At 42.6% G+C, this 17824-nt stretch carries 10 protein-coding genes; 6 read left to right on the top strand and 4 right to left on the bottom strand.

Translation table 11 applies throughout. The features are described 5' to 3' along the window. Positions 1-92: 92 nt before the first annotated feature. The 6 genes from M23134_RS32095 to M23134_RS32065 all read left to right on the top strand — a co-directional run bounded on the left by M23134_RS32095 (position 93) and on the right by M23134_RS32065 (position 9179). The gene (locus M23134_RS32095; protein WP_002703876.1) at positions 93-1859 is read left to right on the top strand and encodes an ABC transporter ATP-binding protein; all 1767 of its coding nucleotides are present in this window, start codon (positions 93-95) and stop codon (positions 1857-1859) included. Positions 1860-2110: 251 nt separating this feature from the next. Next, positions 2111-2506: a DUF1987 domain-containing protein gene (locus M23134_RS32090; RefSeq protein ID WP_002703875.1), complete on the top strand. Its 396-nt coding sequence runs from the start codon at positions 2111-2113 to the stop codon at positions 2504-2506. Between the two features lie 610 nt (positions 2507-3116). Beyond that, a complete protein-coding gene (locus tag M23134_RS32080; protein ID WP_002703873.1) occupies positions 3117-3512 on the top strand; it encodes a DUF1987 domain-containing protein in 396 nt (131 codons plus the stop codon). Between the two features lie 376 nt (positions 3513-3888). Beyond that, a complete protein-coding gene (locus tag M23134_RS32075) occupies positions 3889-6789 on the top strand; it encodes a leucine-rich repeat domain-containing protein (RefSeq protein ID WP_002703871.1) in 2901 nt (966 codons plus the stop codon). 519 nt (positions 6790-7308) lie between these two features. Then, the gene (locus M23134_RS32070; RefSeq protein WP_045114765.1) at positions 7309-8079 is read left to right on the top strand and encodes a GIN domain-containing protein; all 771 of its coding nucleotides are present in this window, start codon (positions 7309-7311) and stop codon (positions 8077-8079) included. Beyond that, a complete protein-coding gene (locus tag M23134_RS32065; protein ID WP_002703869.1) occupies positions 8076-9179 on the top strand; it encodes an acyloxyacyl hydrolase in 1104 nt (367 codons plus the stop codon). The genes M23134_RS32070 and M23134_RS32065 overlap by 4 nt, the downstream gene beginning before the upstream one ends. A 1827-nt stretch (positions 9180-11006) precedes the next feature. Here the strand turns inward: M23134_RS32065 and M23134_RS32055 are convergent. The 4 genes from M23134_RS32055 to M23134_RS32040 form a co-directional block, all read right to left on the bottom strand. After that, a complete protein-coding gene (locus M23134_RS32055) occupies positions 11007-13325 on the bottom strand; it encodes a preprotein translocase subunit SecA (RefSeq protein ID WP_002703868.1) in 2319 nt (772 codons plus the stop codon). Positions 13326-13695: 370 nt separating this feature from the next. Continuing rightward, positions 13696-14079, bottom strand: coding sequence for a hypothetical protein (locus M23134_RS32050; RefSeq protein WP_157558755.1), 384 nt, complete (start codon positions 14077-14079; stop codon positions 13696-13698). 380 nt (positions 14080-14459) lie between these two features. Continuing rightward, a complete protein-coding gene (locus tag M23134_RS32045) occupies positions 14460-16409 on the bottom strand; it encodes an AAA domain-containing protein (protein ID WP_002703866.1) in 1950 nt (649 codons plus the stop codon). A gap of 130 nt (positions 16410-16539) precedes the next feature. Continuing rightward, positions 16540-17781, bottom strand: a complete 1242-nt coding sequence (locus tag M23134_RS32040) for a sialidase family protein (protein ID WP_053337433.1) — start codon at positions 17779-17781, stop codon at positions 16540-16542. Positions 17782-17824: the final 43 nt, after the last annotated feature.

Genomic DNA, 17824 nt, shown 5'->3' with positions numbered 1-17824 from the left:
GTATAAAAACTGGTGTTTTTTACAGACATTGGATAATAGTGCACGCATGTCAAAAAGTGCCCGTTGCCAAATTAAATCATATTCACACAAAAATGCCAGTAAAAGAAAAAGCTACCTCGCAAAGAAAAAAACTCCACTGGAAAATTTACCACCGTTTGGTTGAGTTTGTCGCCCCTTATCGAGCCTATTTTTACCTGCTGCTTTTCCTGGCCATCATCACTGCTGTCTTTCGCCCTTCGCAGGCCATTTTAGTACAACTGGCTGTAGACAATTACATACTCAAAAATAACTACGCAGGTTTGGTGACCATATCGTGGTGGATGGTGGCTGTAGTGCTGGGGCAGGTATTGCTCACGTATGCTCATACCTATTTGGCTGCTTGGTTGGGGCAAACCGTAGTCAGAGACATTAGAATGCATGTATACCGACACCTACTAAGCCTGCGGCTGAGGTATTATGACCAAACCCCCATTGGCGAACTCATGACCCGCAATATTACCGATGTACAAACGCTATCGGGTATTCTTTCGGCGGGCATTGCGGCACTCATTGCCGACATTTTTTTTACCATTACTATTTTTACCATTATGCTTTACACTCATTGGCAACTTACCATGGTAAGCATCTCACTGTTGCCTTTGTTTATGTGGAGCTCGTTTGTGTTTAAAGAGAAAATGAAAGTAGTGGTGACTGAAGTACGAGACATTGTAGCCGAACTCAATGCTTTTGTTCAGGAACGAATAAGTGGCATGCGCATTATTCAACTGTTTGGCGCACAACAAAACGAACAGGCAAAGTTTCGGGAGGTAAGCCACCGTTTCAAAAAAATATACCTCAAATCAGTTTGGTACGAGTCGGTATACCTGCCCGTTACCGAAGCACTCACCGCAGGAGGTACTGGCTTGCTGGTATGGTATGGAGCACGTAGTGTATTAAAGAATGAAATATCGCTGGGAGTATTAATAGCTTTTATCATGTATATCCGCATGGTGTTTAGTCCGGTGCGTAACCTTGCCCAACGCCTCAATGTGTTACAAGCGGGTTTGGTAAGCCTGCACCATATTTTGGGAATGATAGATGTGCAAGAGCAAATTCCTGACAGGGGCACTTACACTCCCCCACAGGTACAAGGGCACATTAGGTTTGATAAGGTGTGGTTTGCCTATCACCAGGGAGAGCCTGTACTAAAAGACATATCGTTTGAAGTAAAAGCAGGTGAAACCCTCGCCCTGGTAGGTGTTACAGGAGCAGGCAAATCATCGGTGATTAATGCGTTGGGTAGGTTTTATGAAAAAAACCGGGGAACAATCACGCTTGACAACACCCCCATAGAGGCTTACAGCCTTGGCTTTTTGCGGTCACAAATAGGCATTGTGTTGCAAGATGTGTTTTTGTTTGCTCAATCGCTCAGAGACAATATTTTGTTGGGTGCTACCCACATCAGCGAACAAAAATTATGGGAAGCTATAGAGATGGTAGGCGCACAAACATTTATTTCCCGTTTTCCGGGAGGACTCAACTACAACGTGATGGAGCGTGGCGCTACGTTATCGGTAGGACAACGCCAAATGATTGCTTTTATAAGAGCCATGGTATACGACCCACAAATTATTGTATTGGATGAAGCAACCTCATCGGTAGATTCAGAAACTGAAAGGTTGATACAAAATGCCACCAAAAAACTGATGAAAGGACGTACTGCTATCATCATTGCTCATCGCCTGTCTACTATCCAAAAAGCAGACAAAATTATAGTATTGGACAAAGGCAGCATACAAGAACAAGGTACCCATGCCGAATTACTGGCATTGCAGGGGCACTATGCCCAACTGCATAAAATGCGACTACAAAGAAGGTGAATCAGGGTGTTTCGATGTTTACAGGAGGGGTAGCATGTATCAGAAAGGCTTCAATTTATATGTTTTATTTGAGTGTAGATGTTACAAGGTAATATTTTTTACAACTGTTGTCAGTAAATTATACTTTTTTTTGTTTCTTTTGCATAAAACAACCGGCTTCACTTACAAAATACTGTACTTATACCACAAGACATCATACTTATTTTGTATTTGGGTCAAACCTATTTATAAAAATAATATTATATACATTAATGAGAAATTTCTTTATTCCCGAAAATCAGGATACTCCACAAGTATCGTTTGACGTTGCGACTCAAGTTTTTGAAATCAAAGGAGAGTCTTTTGGTCTGTGCTCAATGGACTTCTATTTGCCTATTATCCAGTGGTTAGATGCCTACACCAAACAACACCAGGGCACTCTTACATTCAACTTTAAGCTATTGTACTACAATACAGGAAGCTCACAAAGGTTTTATGAGATGATGAAGCTACTGGAACGCTACCACCAGTCGGGGCGCGGGCAAGTAAAAATAAATTGGTATACCACCTCTGACGAAAGCAGTATCATAGAGGCAGGTGAAGACTTTCAGGCAAGTATCCAAATACCTTTCGAAATAGTATTGCAAGATGAGGTAACGGTCGCTTGATTTTTTATCTAGTCTTCTATTCATTTATAATAAATTAAAAGCCATTGGTTGATGAACCAATGGCTTTGCTTTTTTAGCTAGAGTACTCAATACCTGACAAAGTAAAGCTGTAGTTAGCCCAATGGCGTTATTCCCCTGATTTTACTCAAAAAACTTACGTAGCTATGAATATAGCCATCCTGTGGGATAAATTTTAAAGTGCGTCAAAGAACAAAATTCAGCTAAAATAACAGGGCATTCATCGAGAAGGTGAGGTACTCTTGATAAAAAAAAGCTCCTGCTTGGCTATTTTTTCATTACCCCCTCCTGTTGCTAAGAAGCCTACCCCATTGCCCCCGATCGTGTTTGTACCCAAGGCACATAAAAAAGGACAAAACAAAGAAAATGTAGTAAATCGTATAAAAAAGATGTTACAGTGTAATATTTCTTGCATTTGGTACTCGATAAATTATTATTTTTTTGATTTCCTTTGCAGAAAAAAAAACGTCTTGTTTCATCAACAAAGCACTGCCAGAAAAATAAGGTGCTGCTTGTTGTCAATGTATTTGCCTCGAAGTAAAAGGTAAATACATTTATTCTATAGACACATTATCAAAGTAAATAACATAAAGTGAGAAATTTTTTTATCGCCGAAAAGCATGACACCCCCCAGGTTTCTTTTGATGCCAACACCAAGGTTTTCGAAATTAGCGGAGAGTCATTTAGTGAATATTCAATGGATTTTTATTTACCCATTATTCAATGGATAGATGCCTACACCAAACAATACGAAGGTCCTATTACCTTTAATTTTAAGTTATTGTATTACAATACTGGCAGCTCGCAAAGGTTGCTAGAGATCATGCAAATGTTAGATCAATACCATAACTCTGGAAAAGGGCAAGTAAAAATAAACTGGTACAGTTTGCCCGAAGAATACCGTATGATAGAAGCAGGAGAAGACTATCAGGCTACGCTGAAAGTTCCTTTTGAAATCATAGAACAGGACTTCGAAGCAAGTACTTAGCAGTAGGGTTTAAGCGGCGGCATATTTAAATTGTGCCAAATAGCCAAGCCAATTACTTATCGTTTTTTGTAAGTAGTTGGCTTTTTTGTTTTTTCAGATAACCTGTACTCCTTTAGGCAACCAACAAATTAACCCTCAGGCAATAAAAAAATACTCCCACCCCTACCCAAGAATCAAATCTTTTTTATGAACTTGTTTAATTTTTGATTTCAGGCGAGGCGTGTAAGACGGAGTTTAGCAGCGCTAAATCAGGGCTAAATGAGTATTTACACAACGAAGCAGGTAATCAAAAAGCTAGTTTTGAATCATTTGGAGAAACCTTAAACAAGTTCTATATTCAATCTTCTGAAAACTATCAAACGACAAGCATACACGCATGAGTGATTTGGCAAAGCAACTGATTGACGAAAGTTTAGCAACTAAAAACCCTACCCTCGACCTGGGCAACTGTGGATTGGATGGCACCGAACCAGTGTTGAAACGCCTTGCTGAGTGTACTCATTTGGAGACGTTGATTTTGAGTAATGAGTGGGTGGATTTTGATGGTATCAATAATTTAAGTAGATCAAGTAATAATCAAGGGAAAACCAATGACTTAATACAACTCCCTCAAGCTTTACCCTCTAACTTACAAGCATTGGTTGCTGGAGGTTATGGTGACCTGTGGGGCATTGAAGATTTGCAGCCTTTGGTTGGTTTAACTCAATTGCAAACTTTAAACCTAAGCTCTAATCATATTAGTGATATTAAAGTATTGGCAAACTTTCCTACAATGGAAAAACTAAACCTTAGCCAAAACACCATTGCTGACCTCAGCCCTTTAGCAGGGCTAGAAAGCCTTAAAACATTAAACCTGAACTGGAATCAGACTTTAGATTTGGGTACTTTGCCAAGTCTACCCAATTTAACTACTTTATATCTCAATTCTTGTCAACTATCAGATATTCAAGCTTTAAAGCAGCATAAAAATTTGAGGAGCCTTTACTTACGCTCCAATCAATTAGCCGACCTTAGCCCTTTGACAAACCTAGAGACGCTGGCGTACTTACGCTTGGATGAGAATCATATAGAAGATTTTAGTCCCTTGGCAAGCCTTCAAACACTGGAGGCTTTATCTTTAAATAAAAACCGTATAAAAGACCTTGCACCCCTGGCAGGTTTAATCACATTAAGAAAACTTTACCTGAACGAAAATAAAATCATAAGCCTTAAGCCTTTGGCAAAGTTGCAAAAGTTGACAGTACTTACTTTAACAGATAATAAAATTCAAGACGTACAAGCCCTTCATTCTCTGCTTCAATTAGACACATTGGATTTGTCACAAAACCAAATAATGGATGTGAGTCCATTACAAAGCTTGGCTAGGCTCACTGGTTTAGGATTAGGGGTAAATCAAATTCAAGATATTTGCCCTTTGGCTGGCTTGATTGAGCTAAAAATACTGGTGTTGGCAAACAACCAAATCACCGAACTTCCAGTTCACTTTTTCGATAAATTACATCAGTTACTGGTACTTGAGCTTGAAAACAACCCCATTCAAAACGTCCCCCAAGAACTTTTTGAAACCTATAATATAGGTATCCAAAAACTCAAAGACTACCTACACTCTATTGCCCGCCAAGACGACCAAAGGGAGTTGAACGAAGCCAAGTTGATATTTGTGGGGGTAGGCGAAGTAGGCAAAACCGAACTTGCCGAGGCAATGAGTACTCCGGGCTATACGTTTGTGGGTGGGCGTGCTACTACCAAGGGTATTCAAATAAAGCAATGGAAACCAGAGGGCTGTACCCGGGAAGGCAAACCTATAGATTTTACGGCAAACATTTGGGACTTTGCCGGGCAAGAAATCAACTATGGTACTCACCAGTTCTTTTTGACCAAAAACTCGGTATATGTGTTTGTGTGGGAAACCCGCAAGGGCGAAGACAAATCGGAGTTTAATTATTGGCTCAACATTGTACGGTTGCTATCTGACAATGCCCCGGTGCTGGTGGTACAAAACAAGGTAGATGTGTACAAAGGACAGATCAACCAACAAAACTGGCAAAAGGCTTTTCCTAACATTGTCGATTTCCATGAAACGTCGTGTAAAACGGGCGAAGGCATGGATGCTTTGCGCGAAATGGCAACCAAAGAGCTGCTCAAGCTACCCAATACCCGCGAAATATGGAACAAAGACCGTTTTGCGGTGCGTCAAGCGCTGGAGACGATGACGGAGGATTATATTTCGCACCGACAATATTTGCGCATAAGCGAAAAACATGGGTTGAGCCGGGAGGCGGCGGGTTTTCTTGCTGAGCAATTGCACGATATTGGGGTCATTTTGCATTTTGGCGACGATCTTTCGCTCAAAAACACTGTGGTGCTCAAACCTGAGTGGGCAACCGAAGCCGCTTACCGCCTGCTAGACAGCCAGGTAGTAGCCGAGGGTAAGTTTCACGAGGCACAACTAGACGATATTTGGCAAGATGAACGCTTTGACGATAAACACGCGTTTCTATTACGGATTATGGAGCGTTTTGAACTTATTTTTAACCTCGACAATCAAGGCAACTATATAGTACCTGAGCTACTGCCCGCCCAGAAGCCACTCAACTTGCCCGATTATACCGTCTTGCAGGCAACTGCCCCCCGTTTACTGCGCTTTGAGTATCATTATAAGTTTATGCCCAAAGGCATTATGAGTCGGTTTATTTGCCGTATTCATCCCTACATTATCGAACACTTGTTTTGGCGCGATGGTGTGGTGCTACAGATAGAGCAAAGCAGTGCTATAGTCACCCTCAACGATGCCCTTGCCACCAAACAAATTGCCCTGGAGGTGTGGGGGGTAGATGCCGATAAATTGCTGTATACGATTCGCAGTCATTTCGAGCACATTCATAGCGAACTCAACCATCCACCACTCGACGAGAAGATTCCTTGTTATTGTGAGGAATGCCAACAACCTGACCAACCCGCGCATACTTTTAGAAAAAAATCGCTGGAAAAAAACCTCAAGGCGGGCATACCCAAACTGGTGTGCGACCACGACTCTGTAGTATCTATCAAACGCTTGCTGGAGGGCATTTTAGATGTCAACCGCCAGCACATCAAAGAGTTTCAACGATTGATTGACCAAGGTAACCTGGCGGGTTTCTTTGCCAAAATAGATGATTTGGGCATAGAAGATTATCAGGTAGCCGCTTTTCGCAAAAAGTTTATCAGCGACCACACGGAGCACAACTTCGACCAACAATTACAGGTCTGGGTCACCAACTTTTTTCGTACCCGATAGCTATGACAGTGATTAGTCGAGAGCTTCTACAGCCTAAAGCTATTAGCCCTTAGCTTTAGGCTGTCGCACCACCTCCTAGCGCAAGCCTCTAGGCTTGTGTCTGGCGTAGTAAGTTCAAGCATGCATGCTTGTTTTTTGCAAAAACATGGAAGCGAGACCCTTCCGCAATAATAGGCACAAGTTTATAAATCCCGATTTTTCTTCGAGGCGAAAGACGCTTGCACCATATAGGTTGGTAGCCAATGGTCAATAGGGTAATGTTATTTTTATTAATTTTGCATATATGATAAAGTTAGTGAATAGTCCGGAGTTGAGAGTCGGTAGTCGCTTTGCGCCCATTAGCTAAAGCAGCGCTCCCTACAGTCGGTTTACTCATTCGTAATTCGTAATTAAACAATTCGTAATTAACTTACGCAAAGCTCCGTTTGGAGAAAACTCCATTATATTGTATTATTAACGATAAGAACTCATCTGGAAAAGTTGTCAGGTATAATGTTTTATGTTTAAATCAAAGAAAGTATGTTTTACGCAAAACACCTATATCAATTCCTCTTGCTTTTATTGGTAGTCAGTGCCTGTGATACACGCTGTTTGAAACCGGCAGGAAAAACCATTACAACAACGCGCACGGTCGCCAATTTCGAACATATCAATATAGGTTTGCAATGCCATGTACACAGCATTTTGCAACAAGCCGACACACCTACGCCAAATAACAGCCAGGAATTGACCATTACCGCTAGTAAAAACATTATCCCCTATATACAAATTACCGATAAAGACAAGCTCTTAAACATCGGCACCGCCATTCCGCAATGTGATAGACTTACCAAAAGGAAGGCTTATCTGAAAATACCTTATTCGCAACTTCGAAGCATTAGTCACAGTGGTTATGACGTGCTTGAATCGAAGGATACTTTAAAATCGCAAAGGCTCGATATTAGTGCAAATTACCAAGGCGATTTGCGCCTATTAGTACATACTGACCAACTCCACGCAAAACTTACGCACATAGGGCATATCAACTTGGCAGGCATCACCCGTTATGCTTTTATTCATACAAGTAGTGATTGGTCGCCACCTGTTGGTTTCGGACACTTTAAGGGCAAACATTTACAAACCAAAACTTGTACGGTTTTGCATCAAGCAGAGGGCAATGTTGAGGTTTCGGTAAGCGATACCCTAAACGCTACAATCAATGGTGTGGGTAATATTATTTATTATGGAAGCCCAAAAGTTATCAATCAACAAGGTTCAGGAAGTGGCAAACTGATTAATGGAGAACTATGAAAAACAAGACACTGTATTTTATATGCCTGTTGTTCAGTCAGATGGCTAGCTTACAGGCACAAACAAACCGACAACTATTGAGTTTCGATACGTATTTGCACAAAGCCTCTGTCATTAGAGGCGGGCAACATTTGGGGCGAGGCAACCCTTATGCCTTTGAGTTTCGTGTGTTGCAACAAACCGACGGGCGCAAATGGTGGCACAAACCTTTCAATTATCCGCGTGTCGGGCTATCGTTCAATTACTTGGATTTCGACGACCCAATGCTTGGCAAAGCGTATAGTGTGCAACTAACCGCCGAAAAACGCCTCCTGACTTTTGGCAAAAACCGACGAAATCCGACATCTCCTCCCCGATTGACGCTTAACTTGATCGCCGGAATGGGGGCAGGTTATGTAACAAAACCTTTTGATAGGTTACATAACCCAAAAAATATTATGATAGGAAGCCATCTTAACACATCTTGGATCGGGCATTTATCATTGAGCTATGCCCTTACAAGGCAATTTCGTTTGCAAGCCCAAACAGGCATTATCCATTTTTCGAATGCTGCTTTTACTTTGCCCAACCAAGGGGTAAATCTTTCAAGTGTCAATATCGGGCTTAGTTATCAGCCGACCATCACCCTCAAACCCGATAGTGTAGCCTCCAGAGCTACTGCTCCTAAACGTTCAACTTACGGGCTACTGCGACTCTCGCTGGGTATCACAGAAAAATACCCTACTGGCGGAAAAAAATATGGCATTATGGCTTTGCACGCACACTTACTAAAAATGTGGGGGAAGGTGAGTTTTTGGCAGGTTGGTTTAGAAGGTTTCCACAATCCGCTATTGGTCGAACTTGCCCAAGCCGACGAACAACCCCACAATAAACGCTTTGCCCTTACTGCCGGAGTGGGTTGGATTGCCGGACGTTTGCTGGGCGACGTGGGCATTGGCTATTATTTTTACAAGCCACAACGCATGGACACTCGAATGTATGAACGTTATGGTATTCGATACTTTTTACACAAAAAAATGTTTATCGCTTTCCATGTAAAAAGTCAACGTGGAAGCGTTGATAATCTGGAGTTTGGCATTGGTGGAAGGTTTGGAAACTGAGAGAATAACATTCACCTTGTTAAATACTGTAAACCAGTATTTTATATTCAATTCATCTTAGTGTAACTGAGCTTTTGCAGTGGATATTTTTGGTTAAGTCAGAAAAAATACAGCGTTGTTTTATGAGTGCGTCAGCTGGACTCAGCCTTATTTTGTGGGCGTTAAGAAATTACCTTCGGTGAGCTCAGCACAGCGAAGCTGTAGCTATCGGTTTGAGGAATGGAGCCGTAAAAACAGATCACTGTTTGAGCCGCAGGCGAGTTTGAGCTGTTTAGCCGAAAAGGCAGAGCCCCGAATCAAGTTCGGGATTTTAAAACTTGGGCTTCGCCCTGCGGTTCGGCGGAATGAAACAAATTTTAGCAACCACAAAATACAGCTGCGGGGTTTAGCCGAAAAGGCAGAGCTCGCCCCCAAAAGGGCTTCGGTTTTGATTACTTTTTGACCTGGAGCAAATCCATGATCCCGAACTTGATTCGGGGAAGTAATGGCTCACAGATGCTCGAATCATTGCTTTTTATTAGCATATTTTGCTGAGTGGTATTTTTTCACAGAAAACAAATTTTTGACCTGCGAAAGGTCAGTTAGTATAAATAGTTTTTAAATTCATCAATAACTGATAAACAGCAAACAACTTTGACTAAAATCATTGCGGAGTATTGTATGATTGAAAGATCCTTTTAAAGCTTAGATTGACACTTATGTGCACTTGATTTGGGGCGCTGCCATCGGCTAATTTGAGACAAGCTTCTAAAACTTATAACCTACTCAAAATAAGCGTACTACAAATTTGTTAGCTACCTATATAATACCAAGTCTGATTGAAAACCCATACAAACTCACTTGTAGTGGTCTTAACACAGCCGACCAGGTTCTTCGCTATCGTTACACGCTCTCTTGGTCAGCTGCGCTTAAGACCAAGAGGAGGGGACAAGCTTGGTGAGGGCTTTTAGATGTAGACATACAATAGCCAACGATTTGGTATAACAGGGTGTACCTAGTGGAGGTTACGCTGACATCCCGCTTGCGGGGCAGGCTAAAACAGTCTTTCTCAAAAAACTGGGCTATCATAGCTACCTACGAATGCAGAAAAAAACGAGTTAATATAATCAATAGTCCATGGTATTTTTTAAAGCTTAGATTGATGCCTATGTGCACTTGATTTGGGGCGCTGCCATCGGCTAATTTGAGACAAGCTTCTAAAACTTATAACCTACTCAAAATAAGCGTACTACAAATTTGTTAGCTACCTATATCAATAGTCCATAGTATTTAGTCGGTAGTCCATAGCTGATTCGAGTAAATGTTCACCTTATTAAATACTGTAAACCGAACTTGTGAGCTCAACGAAGTTAATCAGTATTTTATATGAAGACTGTATACTCACTTTATTTTTAAAAGGGTTTCAGTTTTAGCCTACACCAACCAGTTAAATAGTTTTTAAATTCATCAATGACTGATTACCAGCAAACAACTTTCACCAAAAGTACTGCGGAGTATTGTATATAATACCAAGTCTGATTGAAAACCCATACAAACTCACTTGTAGTGGTCTTAAGGCTTTTGGCAAGACCAAGTTCTTCGCTATCGTTACCCGCTCTCTTGGTCAGCTGCGCTTAAAGAGGAGGGGACAAACTTGGTGAAGGCTTTTAGATGTAGACATACAATAGCGTACGGGTAATGGCAACGATTTGGTATAACAGGGTGTACCTAGTGGAGGCTACGCTGACATTCCGCTTACGGGGCACTGGTATCTAAGAACTTGCAGCTTGTCGCTCAAGGCTTGCCCCCTATGGGGGTTCTTAACTAAAAACCCTCCATAAAAAAAAGCTACTCTTGTTTCTTATTTCGCCACTTTCTCACCATTCCCATCACCAGCAAAGCCGGCAAACTAAAAAAGTCGACCTGAAGACCCAGGTTTCCGGCAATTGCCATTCCTATTTCGTTGCCTAGCGGGTTGTCGTTTACCACATAAGTCCAGGTAGAAGACGGCTTTTTGATATGCCACTCTTTTTCTTCCAACAAGTTTTTGCGGGCTTGTTCGGTAAGCGTATCCAAGGCGTGTTGCAATTGATCGAACGCCTGCCCCGCTTGTTGCCAAAACGAATGTAGGGGCATTTTGCCCGCCATTCTTGCCCAATAAATCCCCTCCTTGATTTGGGCAACATCGTTCAAATAATTAGACCATTGTCGGTCGTATTGGTTCAGCAAATACTCTTTCAACGCACCCGTAAAACTTGCCCCCTGTAACAGCAATTGGCGTTCTTGATGCAGTATTTGACGCTGTTTTTCTACAAAAGCCGAATATTCATACAGGGTTTTGCGCATATAATGCATTTGCCCCTCGATTACCCTTTGTGCCTGGGCAATACCTTTGACAATGCCTACTTGAGTGAGTGGAGCAGTTTGTTTGAGGTCACGGTATTTTTTAGGCAATAAGGTCCTCAAGTCATACTTTTGCATCAAATGATCTTCAAAACTTATCATAAAATGTGTGCTGCCTGGGTCGCCCTGACGCCCGGCGCGCCCTTTGAGTTGATCATCAATTCGCCGACTCTCGTGGCGGTTGGTACCTATCACGTGTAAGCCCCCTAAAGCACGCACTTGCCCTTGAGTCCCCTCATGTTTGCCCCCCAATACAATATCGGTGCCTCTGCCAGCCATATTAGTAGCTATAGTGATGGCACCCAGTGCTCCCGCATTGGCTACTACTTCAGCTTCGTGAGCATCTTGTTTGGCATTGAGCACCGTGCATCGAATACCTTCTTGTGCTAATAACCCCGCTATTTCTTCTGATTCGCTCACCGATAACGTCCCCACCAATACCGGACGTTGGGTTTGGTGCACTGTTTTTATTTCTGTCACCAAGGCATCAAGTTTAGCTGCTTTGTGGGCAAAAATTGAATCTGGATGATCGATTCTTTGTGAAGTAATATTAGGAGGAATCACTACGGTTTTTAAGCCATAAAAATCAGCAAATTCATCGGCAGAAAGTTGTGCTGTAGCCGTCATTCCGGCAAGGTGTGGGTATTGATGGATCAAATGTGGCAGGGTGATAGAGTTGAGCACTTGCCCCTCTATTTGTATAGGTACCCCCTCTTTGGCTTCTACTGCAGCCTGTAGTCCGTTTTGCCACTTACGATCTTCTACTATTCTCCCCGTAAACTCATCTATCAGCATTATTTGCTCCCCTTTCACTACATAGTCAAGGTCTTTGTGTAACAATGCTTTTGCCTGTAGAGCAAGGTTCAGGGCAGTCAATAAAGTTTTGTTTTGGGGGTCATACAAGTTGTTTACCTTGAAACGTTTTTCTGCTTTTTGGCTGCCCAAAGCCGACAAAAACACATTTCGTTCATATTCTCCTTTTTGATAGTCAACTTCAGGCTCTAGTTTTGCCACAAACCGCGCAATGGCAGACAAGTTATGGGGCTGTTGCCGGATATTACCCGCCAATACCAATGGGTTACGGGCTTCATCAATCAACAAAGCATCAGCCTCGTCGACAATGGCAAAATGAAAGGGGCGCAGTATAAGTTCATCGGGCGAATAAGCAATAAAAGAACGTAAATAATCAAAGCCTACCTCTTTTGCGGTGGCATAAGTCACGTCACAATTGTAGGCATTTTTCTTGTCCCTAGCCAACATATCTTGCTGGATATACCCTACCGAAAGCCCCAAAAATTCATACACAGGCGCCATCCACTCTGCATCGCGTTTTGCCAGGTAATCGTTGAAAGTAAGCACATGCACTCCTTTGCCGCTCAAAGCTTGCAAATAAGCAGGCAATACTGCCGCCAATGTTTTGCCTTCTCCGGTTTTCATTTCGGCAAGTTTGCCGTGGTACATCGCCAACCCTGCAAGTAACTGCACATCGTAAGGGCGCATACCTAACGTTCGGTGGCATACTTCACGACAAAGGGCAAAAGCTTCTGTCAAAATACTGTCTGGTGAAGCCTTGCCCGAAAGCTGTACCTTGAGCTGTAAGGCTTCGTGCTGCAATGCCTGGTCTGGCAGATGTTCAAACCTTGCCCCTAACCCATTGATTTCTTGCAAAATAGCCTCATAAGGTTTTAAGTCATACTCGATGGGTGAACCATTTGATTCGGCGATTTTTCTGGATATATTTTGATATACTTTCTGGAAGTTCATTGATATAATCGTCTGTATACCCCGCCATACAGTGCTTAGTAAGTATATTGTCAGGGTATAGATTTGATGCACCTGGTGCTTCAGGTCCTGGCACTCTAGCTTTTAAGTAGGTAAATGAACCCCGTTGAACTTGACCTAAAGGCCTGAAATTTTGATCAACTTTGTTCTTTAGTGATCTTCAAAAATGGCGCATCAACTGCCAAGATTCATCACTATGGTATACTTAATTTAGAGGACTAAAGTACTAAGGACTTTTATAAAATTTAGATGCAAAAAAATAGAAATAAAAAAGAAGTAGCGCTACATATTATATTGGAGGTAAATCGAGCATGTCGATCTGTACAATAATAAGTGAGTCGCTTTGGGGAAGTTATATCAATAAAATATGGTGGGTGTCAGTTGAGGCATACGCAATGCTTTGGCACAACCTGACTTGAGGTAATAAAGGTTTAATTACTAAAAAAGCTTGGCTGTTTTGCCGTTCGGCTATGTAAATGGTACGCTGATAGTGTTGGTGTAATGCCTGAAAGCAAGGAATAGGCAAGGGCAAATCAACGAGGTGAAATACAAAACCAAAAACATTGTGGGTAGTTTTGACAGTTGGGCTACCGTTGTTTTTTAGTGTTTCTTTATAGTTGCTTTGAAACTGCCCTTTATATCCACTGGCGTACACATCTGCCTCTACTGCAAGGAGTAAGCCCAGCAGAAAGAAAACAGATTGAAATTTTTTAGTATGTTCGAAAAACTTTACCAATGGATATAACTTGTTTTTTGCAAAGTTAAGTATTTTATACCAAAGATGGGGCTTTGGTGCCAATAAAAAATCCCGCATTTGCTCAAAGCAAACTACGGGAAATAAGTTAGATTGAGAGAACAACTGCCCATTTCATTTTATAGCCCTGTTTTAAGTGACGTGTTCGTCATGTCCGTTTTTAGCATGTTTAGCCTTACCCGGCTTTTAATTTCTATCTAAAATCCAAATGCCTATTTTGAACAAGTCCCTAAACAATCAACTCCACCACCTTTATCAATTCTTGTAAAAGTGTACAATGGGCAAGCATCGCTGCATATTTCAATCACAAAGCCTTTTTACTGATTGTCTTTTTACTGGTTGTCTTTTTAGGGTTCAAAAAACTACCCCATCCATTCCCAGGCAGAACGATAAGCTCCAATGCTGTCGATATAGTCGAGAAAATGTTGGTAAAAAGCATTTTGCCCAAGGGTACCACTATCGCCAATTACTACCAGTTTTTTACGGGCACGGGTCAGCGCCACATTCATCCGTCGGGTATCCTCCAAAAATCCAATCTTGCCCTTGTCGTTGCTACGCACCATAGAGATATACACCACGTCGCGCTCTTGCCCCTGAAAACCATCAATAGAATTAATATCAGTCCAAGGTGCCACCTCGGTCAAGTCAGGATGTTCAGCAAAGAGTTCTTTCAAGTGTTTGACCTGTGCCTGATAGGGCGAAATAATGCCCGCCGAAAACCAACCTTCTTTGAGCATGTCAGGCTCGGCCAACTGTAATTGAGTAGCAAGCTGTATCCAGTGTTTGAGCAATATACCCGCTTCGTCGGGGTTGTACTTACTACCGGTTTCTGCCATCGTTTTTTCCTCAAACCCACAGCCCGCAGTATCAATAAACTCTACTGGTTGATTGATCATCTCCCCCTGCAAGTCAGCATGGGCAAATAAGCGATGATTCACCACCGTATCGGCAGCCAATAGTTCGCCTTGGTAAAATTCCTTGTTCGAGAACTGCATAATGTGCTCGTGCATACGGTATTGGGTTTTGAGCATCACATCTACCGCCTGTTTTTTTATCACTTGCTCAAACAAAGTCTCGGTAAGCCCTCCTTTGGCTGCATCAAATGATTTGATGGTAGGAGGTAACTGACAATGGTCTCCGGCAAATACTACTCGCTCTGACTTAAGCAATGGAATCCAACAAGCGGGCTCCAGCGCTTGCCCAGCTTCGTCTATAAATACCGTAGAAAAACGTCGGTAACGAATAAATTTATTGACGCTGCCCACCAAAGTAGCCGTAACCACTTGGGTATTGTTAAGTAAACTGTCTACAATGTATTTTTCCAGGGCGTAAGCTTCGTGCTTTAGTTTCGACGCCTCCGCAAACATCAACTTGCGCTGTTCGCGTTCTTCTTTGCCAAAGTTGCGTTTATACTTTGCCGCCATTTTTTTATACTCGTCGGCATCACGGCGTATTTTTTTCAACAACTTATAGTCGGGGTGTTGGGCTATTTGCGACTCCAGGCTAAAAGGGATCAAATCTTCATTGACCCTTGCCGGGTTGCCCACCCTTATCACACTTACCCCTTTGGCAAGCAAGCGTTTGGTGAGCAAATCTACCGCCGTGTTGCTGGGGGCAGTTACCAACACTTGTTTTTCTTGTTGCAAGGTCAGTTTTACGGCAGCCACCATAGTGGTAGTTTTGCCAGTGCCCGGAGGTCCGTGAATGATGGCTACGTCTTGCGCCCGCAAGATATTTTGTACGGCTTCGTTTTGTGACTCGTTCAGCGTAGCTACCTCATAGTAGTCGGGCAACTCGCTTTTGTCCAAAAAACGGGCTTTCTTTTTACCAATCAATACATCGCGTAACTCTATCACCCTGGGGTCTTCACTGCTTACCACCTTGCGCACTGCAGCATCCATTTCTTTGTAAGTAACAGCGTCAAACAAGAGGTCTATACCCAGGGTACCATACTCCACCCATTCGGGCAATTCGTCTACTGAAAAAGCCACCCGCATGGCATCCCTTTTCACGTAAGTGATCACCCCCGAAATGCTCGATTTTTTGCCTTGTTTGCTACTGTTGTTAAACAACGACACCATATCGCCCACCTGAAAGCTGTGGTTTTGCCTAAGTTCGGTTACCCGTTCAAAACTGATGTAATAATTTTCACCAGTGCCTATTTCGGTGCTTTTTACGGTTACTGGGTACCAACTCACTCCCTTTTTTTTGCGTTCGCTTAGCGGAGTCAACACCATTTGGTTTTGGTACTGTCGCTGGTCTTCTTCTTTTTCTATGTTGAGTAATTCTAATAATTTGTCGAAATGTTGCATTTATGAAGTTTTTTAGTGCGTAGGGCTTATTTTATGCCTTGTGTCGCCAGCAGCTATGAGTTTTATAGCACACTGATTTTTATCGGCTTATCCTATCCTGTACCGTATTTTGATCTATTTTTGTGTTTAATTAAAAAGCGTAAGTGGCAGTTTTGAGCACCTTGCTTTTCTTGTTTGCCAAAGTCCAAGCCAATATGGCGTGCTTGCCTTGTACTACTATTTGCGGAAAACCACTAGAACGTGCACTACTGGTTTGACTCACGATGTATATTTTGCCTGCTTTACCCTGGGCACTTACTTTGCGTAGTTTTATAAAGGTTTTTGTATCGTTAGTTTCCAACCAAACCACCAAAGCGTCGCCATTGGGCAAAGCCGCACAAGCCACCCTGCCTATGGTGCTGCCTTCGTTTACCTGAGTAGGCAAACTAAAAGACTCGCCGCCATTGTCAGAAAAAGCCACTTGTACTTTGGCCTTGTTGTTTGCCTTGGTATACCAGGCTACGGCTACTTGGTTGCCATTTGCCGAAACGCTGGGACCATTTACCGGACAACCATTAATTACCCAACCATCAGGATGAATAATATGAGGGGAAGTCCATTGACCATTTTTATAGGTTTGGCAGGCAATGTCGCGCACCTCACCTTTTGAGCGACCTCTATACACCACCACATAGCCTTGTCTGGTTGGTGCAACCGAGGTTTGGCAACAATCGCACACCCAATCGTTGAGCAAAGCAGGCGCATGCTTGTTACCCTCGCCATCGAAAAAGGCTGCCCTCAGGGTCATTGCTTTTTTATTTGCCCCATGTTCATGGCTGTGCCCGTGCGATTTGCCTGTTTTTTTGGCTGTTTCGCGTCCATCGAGCCACACTGCCAAAAACCGCCCGTTTGAAGCAGGGGCAAGACTCACAAAACCGTGTTCGGTATGGGTTCCGTCCTGATGTGCTACCCAAGGCTTTTGCCAAGTTTTGCCCTTGTCGTGAGAGATACGCAACATTACGTCATAGGCATAAGTAGAAGAAGCGCTTTTTTGCAGGTAATTCACCGCCAACGAGTGTTTGCCAAAGGTAGTGACTGCTGGAAAATCTGCCCAGTTGACAAACCATTGTTGGGTTTCGGTAGCGGCTTGCCTGGGCACACTCCACTTTTCACCCTTGAGGCTACTTACCCACAAGCTGTGTTTTTGGTTGACATTTTTGGTTTGCCAGCTCAAATATACTTTGCCTTTGGGCGAAAGATGCAGCTTGGGAGTAAAGCTATTGGTTAGGGCAGGGTTGGGCAATGGTTTTATTTGAGCAATGCTCAGCGAATATATACTCCCCCACAAAACAAGAGTAAGCAAAGCTTGGCGAGTTACAATAGAGGCATTCATTTTTTTGTTTTTTTATGTGACTTTTTGGGCTACTCCCCGACTA

The sequence above is a fragment of the Microscilla marina ATCC 23134 genome (assembly GCF_000169175.1).
In the GTDB taxonomy this organism is placed as follows: Bacteria; Bacteroidota; Bacteroidia; order Cytophagales; family Microscillaceae; genus Microscilla; species Microscilla marina.
This window is presented reverse-complemented; position numbering and strand designations above follow the sequence as displayed.

Bases quoted from the DNA above. Each gene is read 5' to 3' on its own strand.
- M23134_RS32040 (WP_053337433.1), bottom strand. From the start codon at position 17,781: ATGAATGCCTCTATTGTAACTCGCCAAGCTTTGCTTACTCTTGTTTTG.
- M23134_RS32095 (WP_002703876.1), top strand. From the start codon at position 93: ATGCCAGTAAAAGAAAAAGCTACCTCGCAAAGAAAAAAACTCCACTGG.
- M23134_RS32065 (WP_002703869.1), top strand. From the start codon at position 8,076: ATGAAAAACAAGACACTGTATTTTATATGCCTGTTGTTCAGTCAGATG.
- M23134_RS32075 (WP_002703871.1), top strand. From the start codon at position 3,889: ATGAGTGATTTGGCAAAGCAACTGATTGACGAAAGTTTAGCAACTAAA.
- M23134_RS32055 (WP_002703868.1), bottom strand. From the start codon at position 13,325: ATGAACTTCCAGAAAGTATATCAAAATATATCCAGAAAAATCGCCGAA.
- M23134_RS32045 (WP_002703866.1), bottom strand. From the start codon at position 16,409: ATGCAACATTTCGACAAATTATTAGAATTACTCAACATAGAAAAAGAA.
- M23134_RS32070 (WP_045114765.1), top strand. From the start codon at position 7,309: ATGTTTTACGCAAAACACCTATATCAATTCCTCTTGCTTTTATTGGTA.
- M23134_RS32090 (WP_002703875.1), top strand. From the start codon at position 2,111: ATGAGAAATTTCTTTATTCCCGAAAATCAGGATACTCCACAAGTATCG.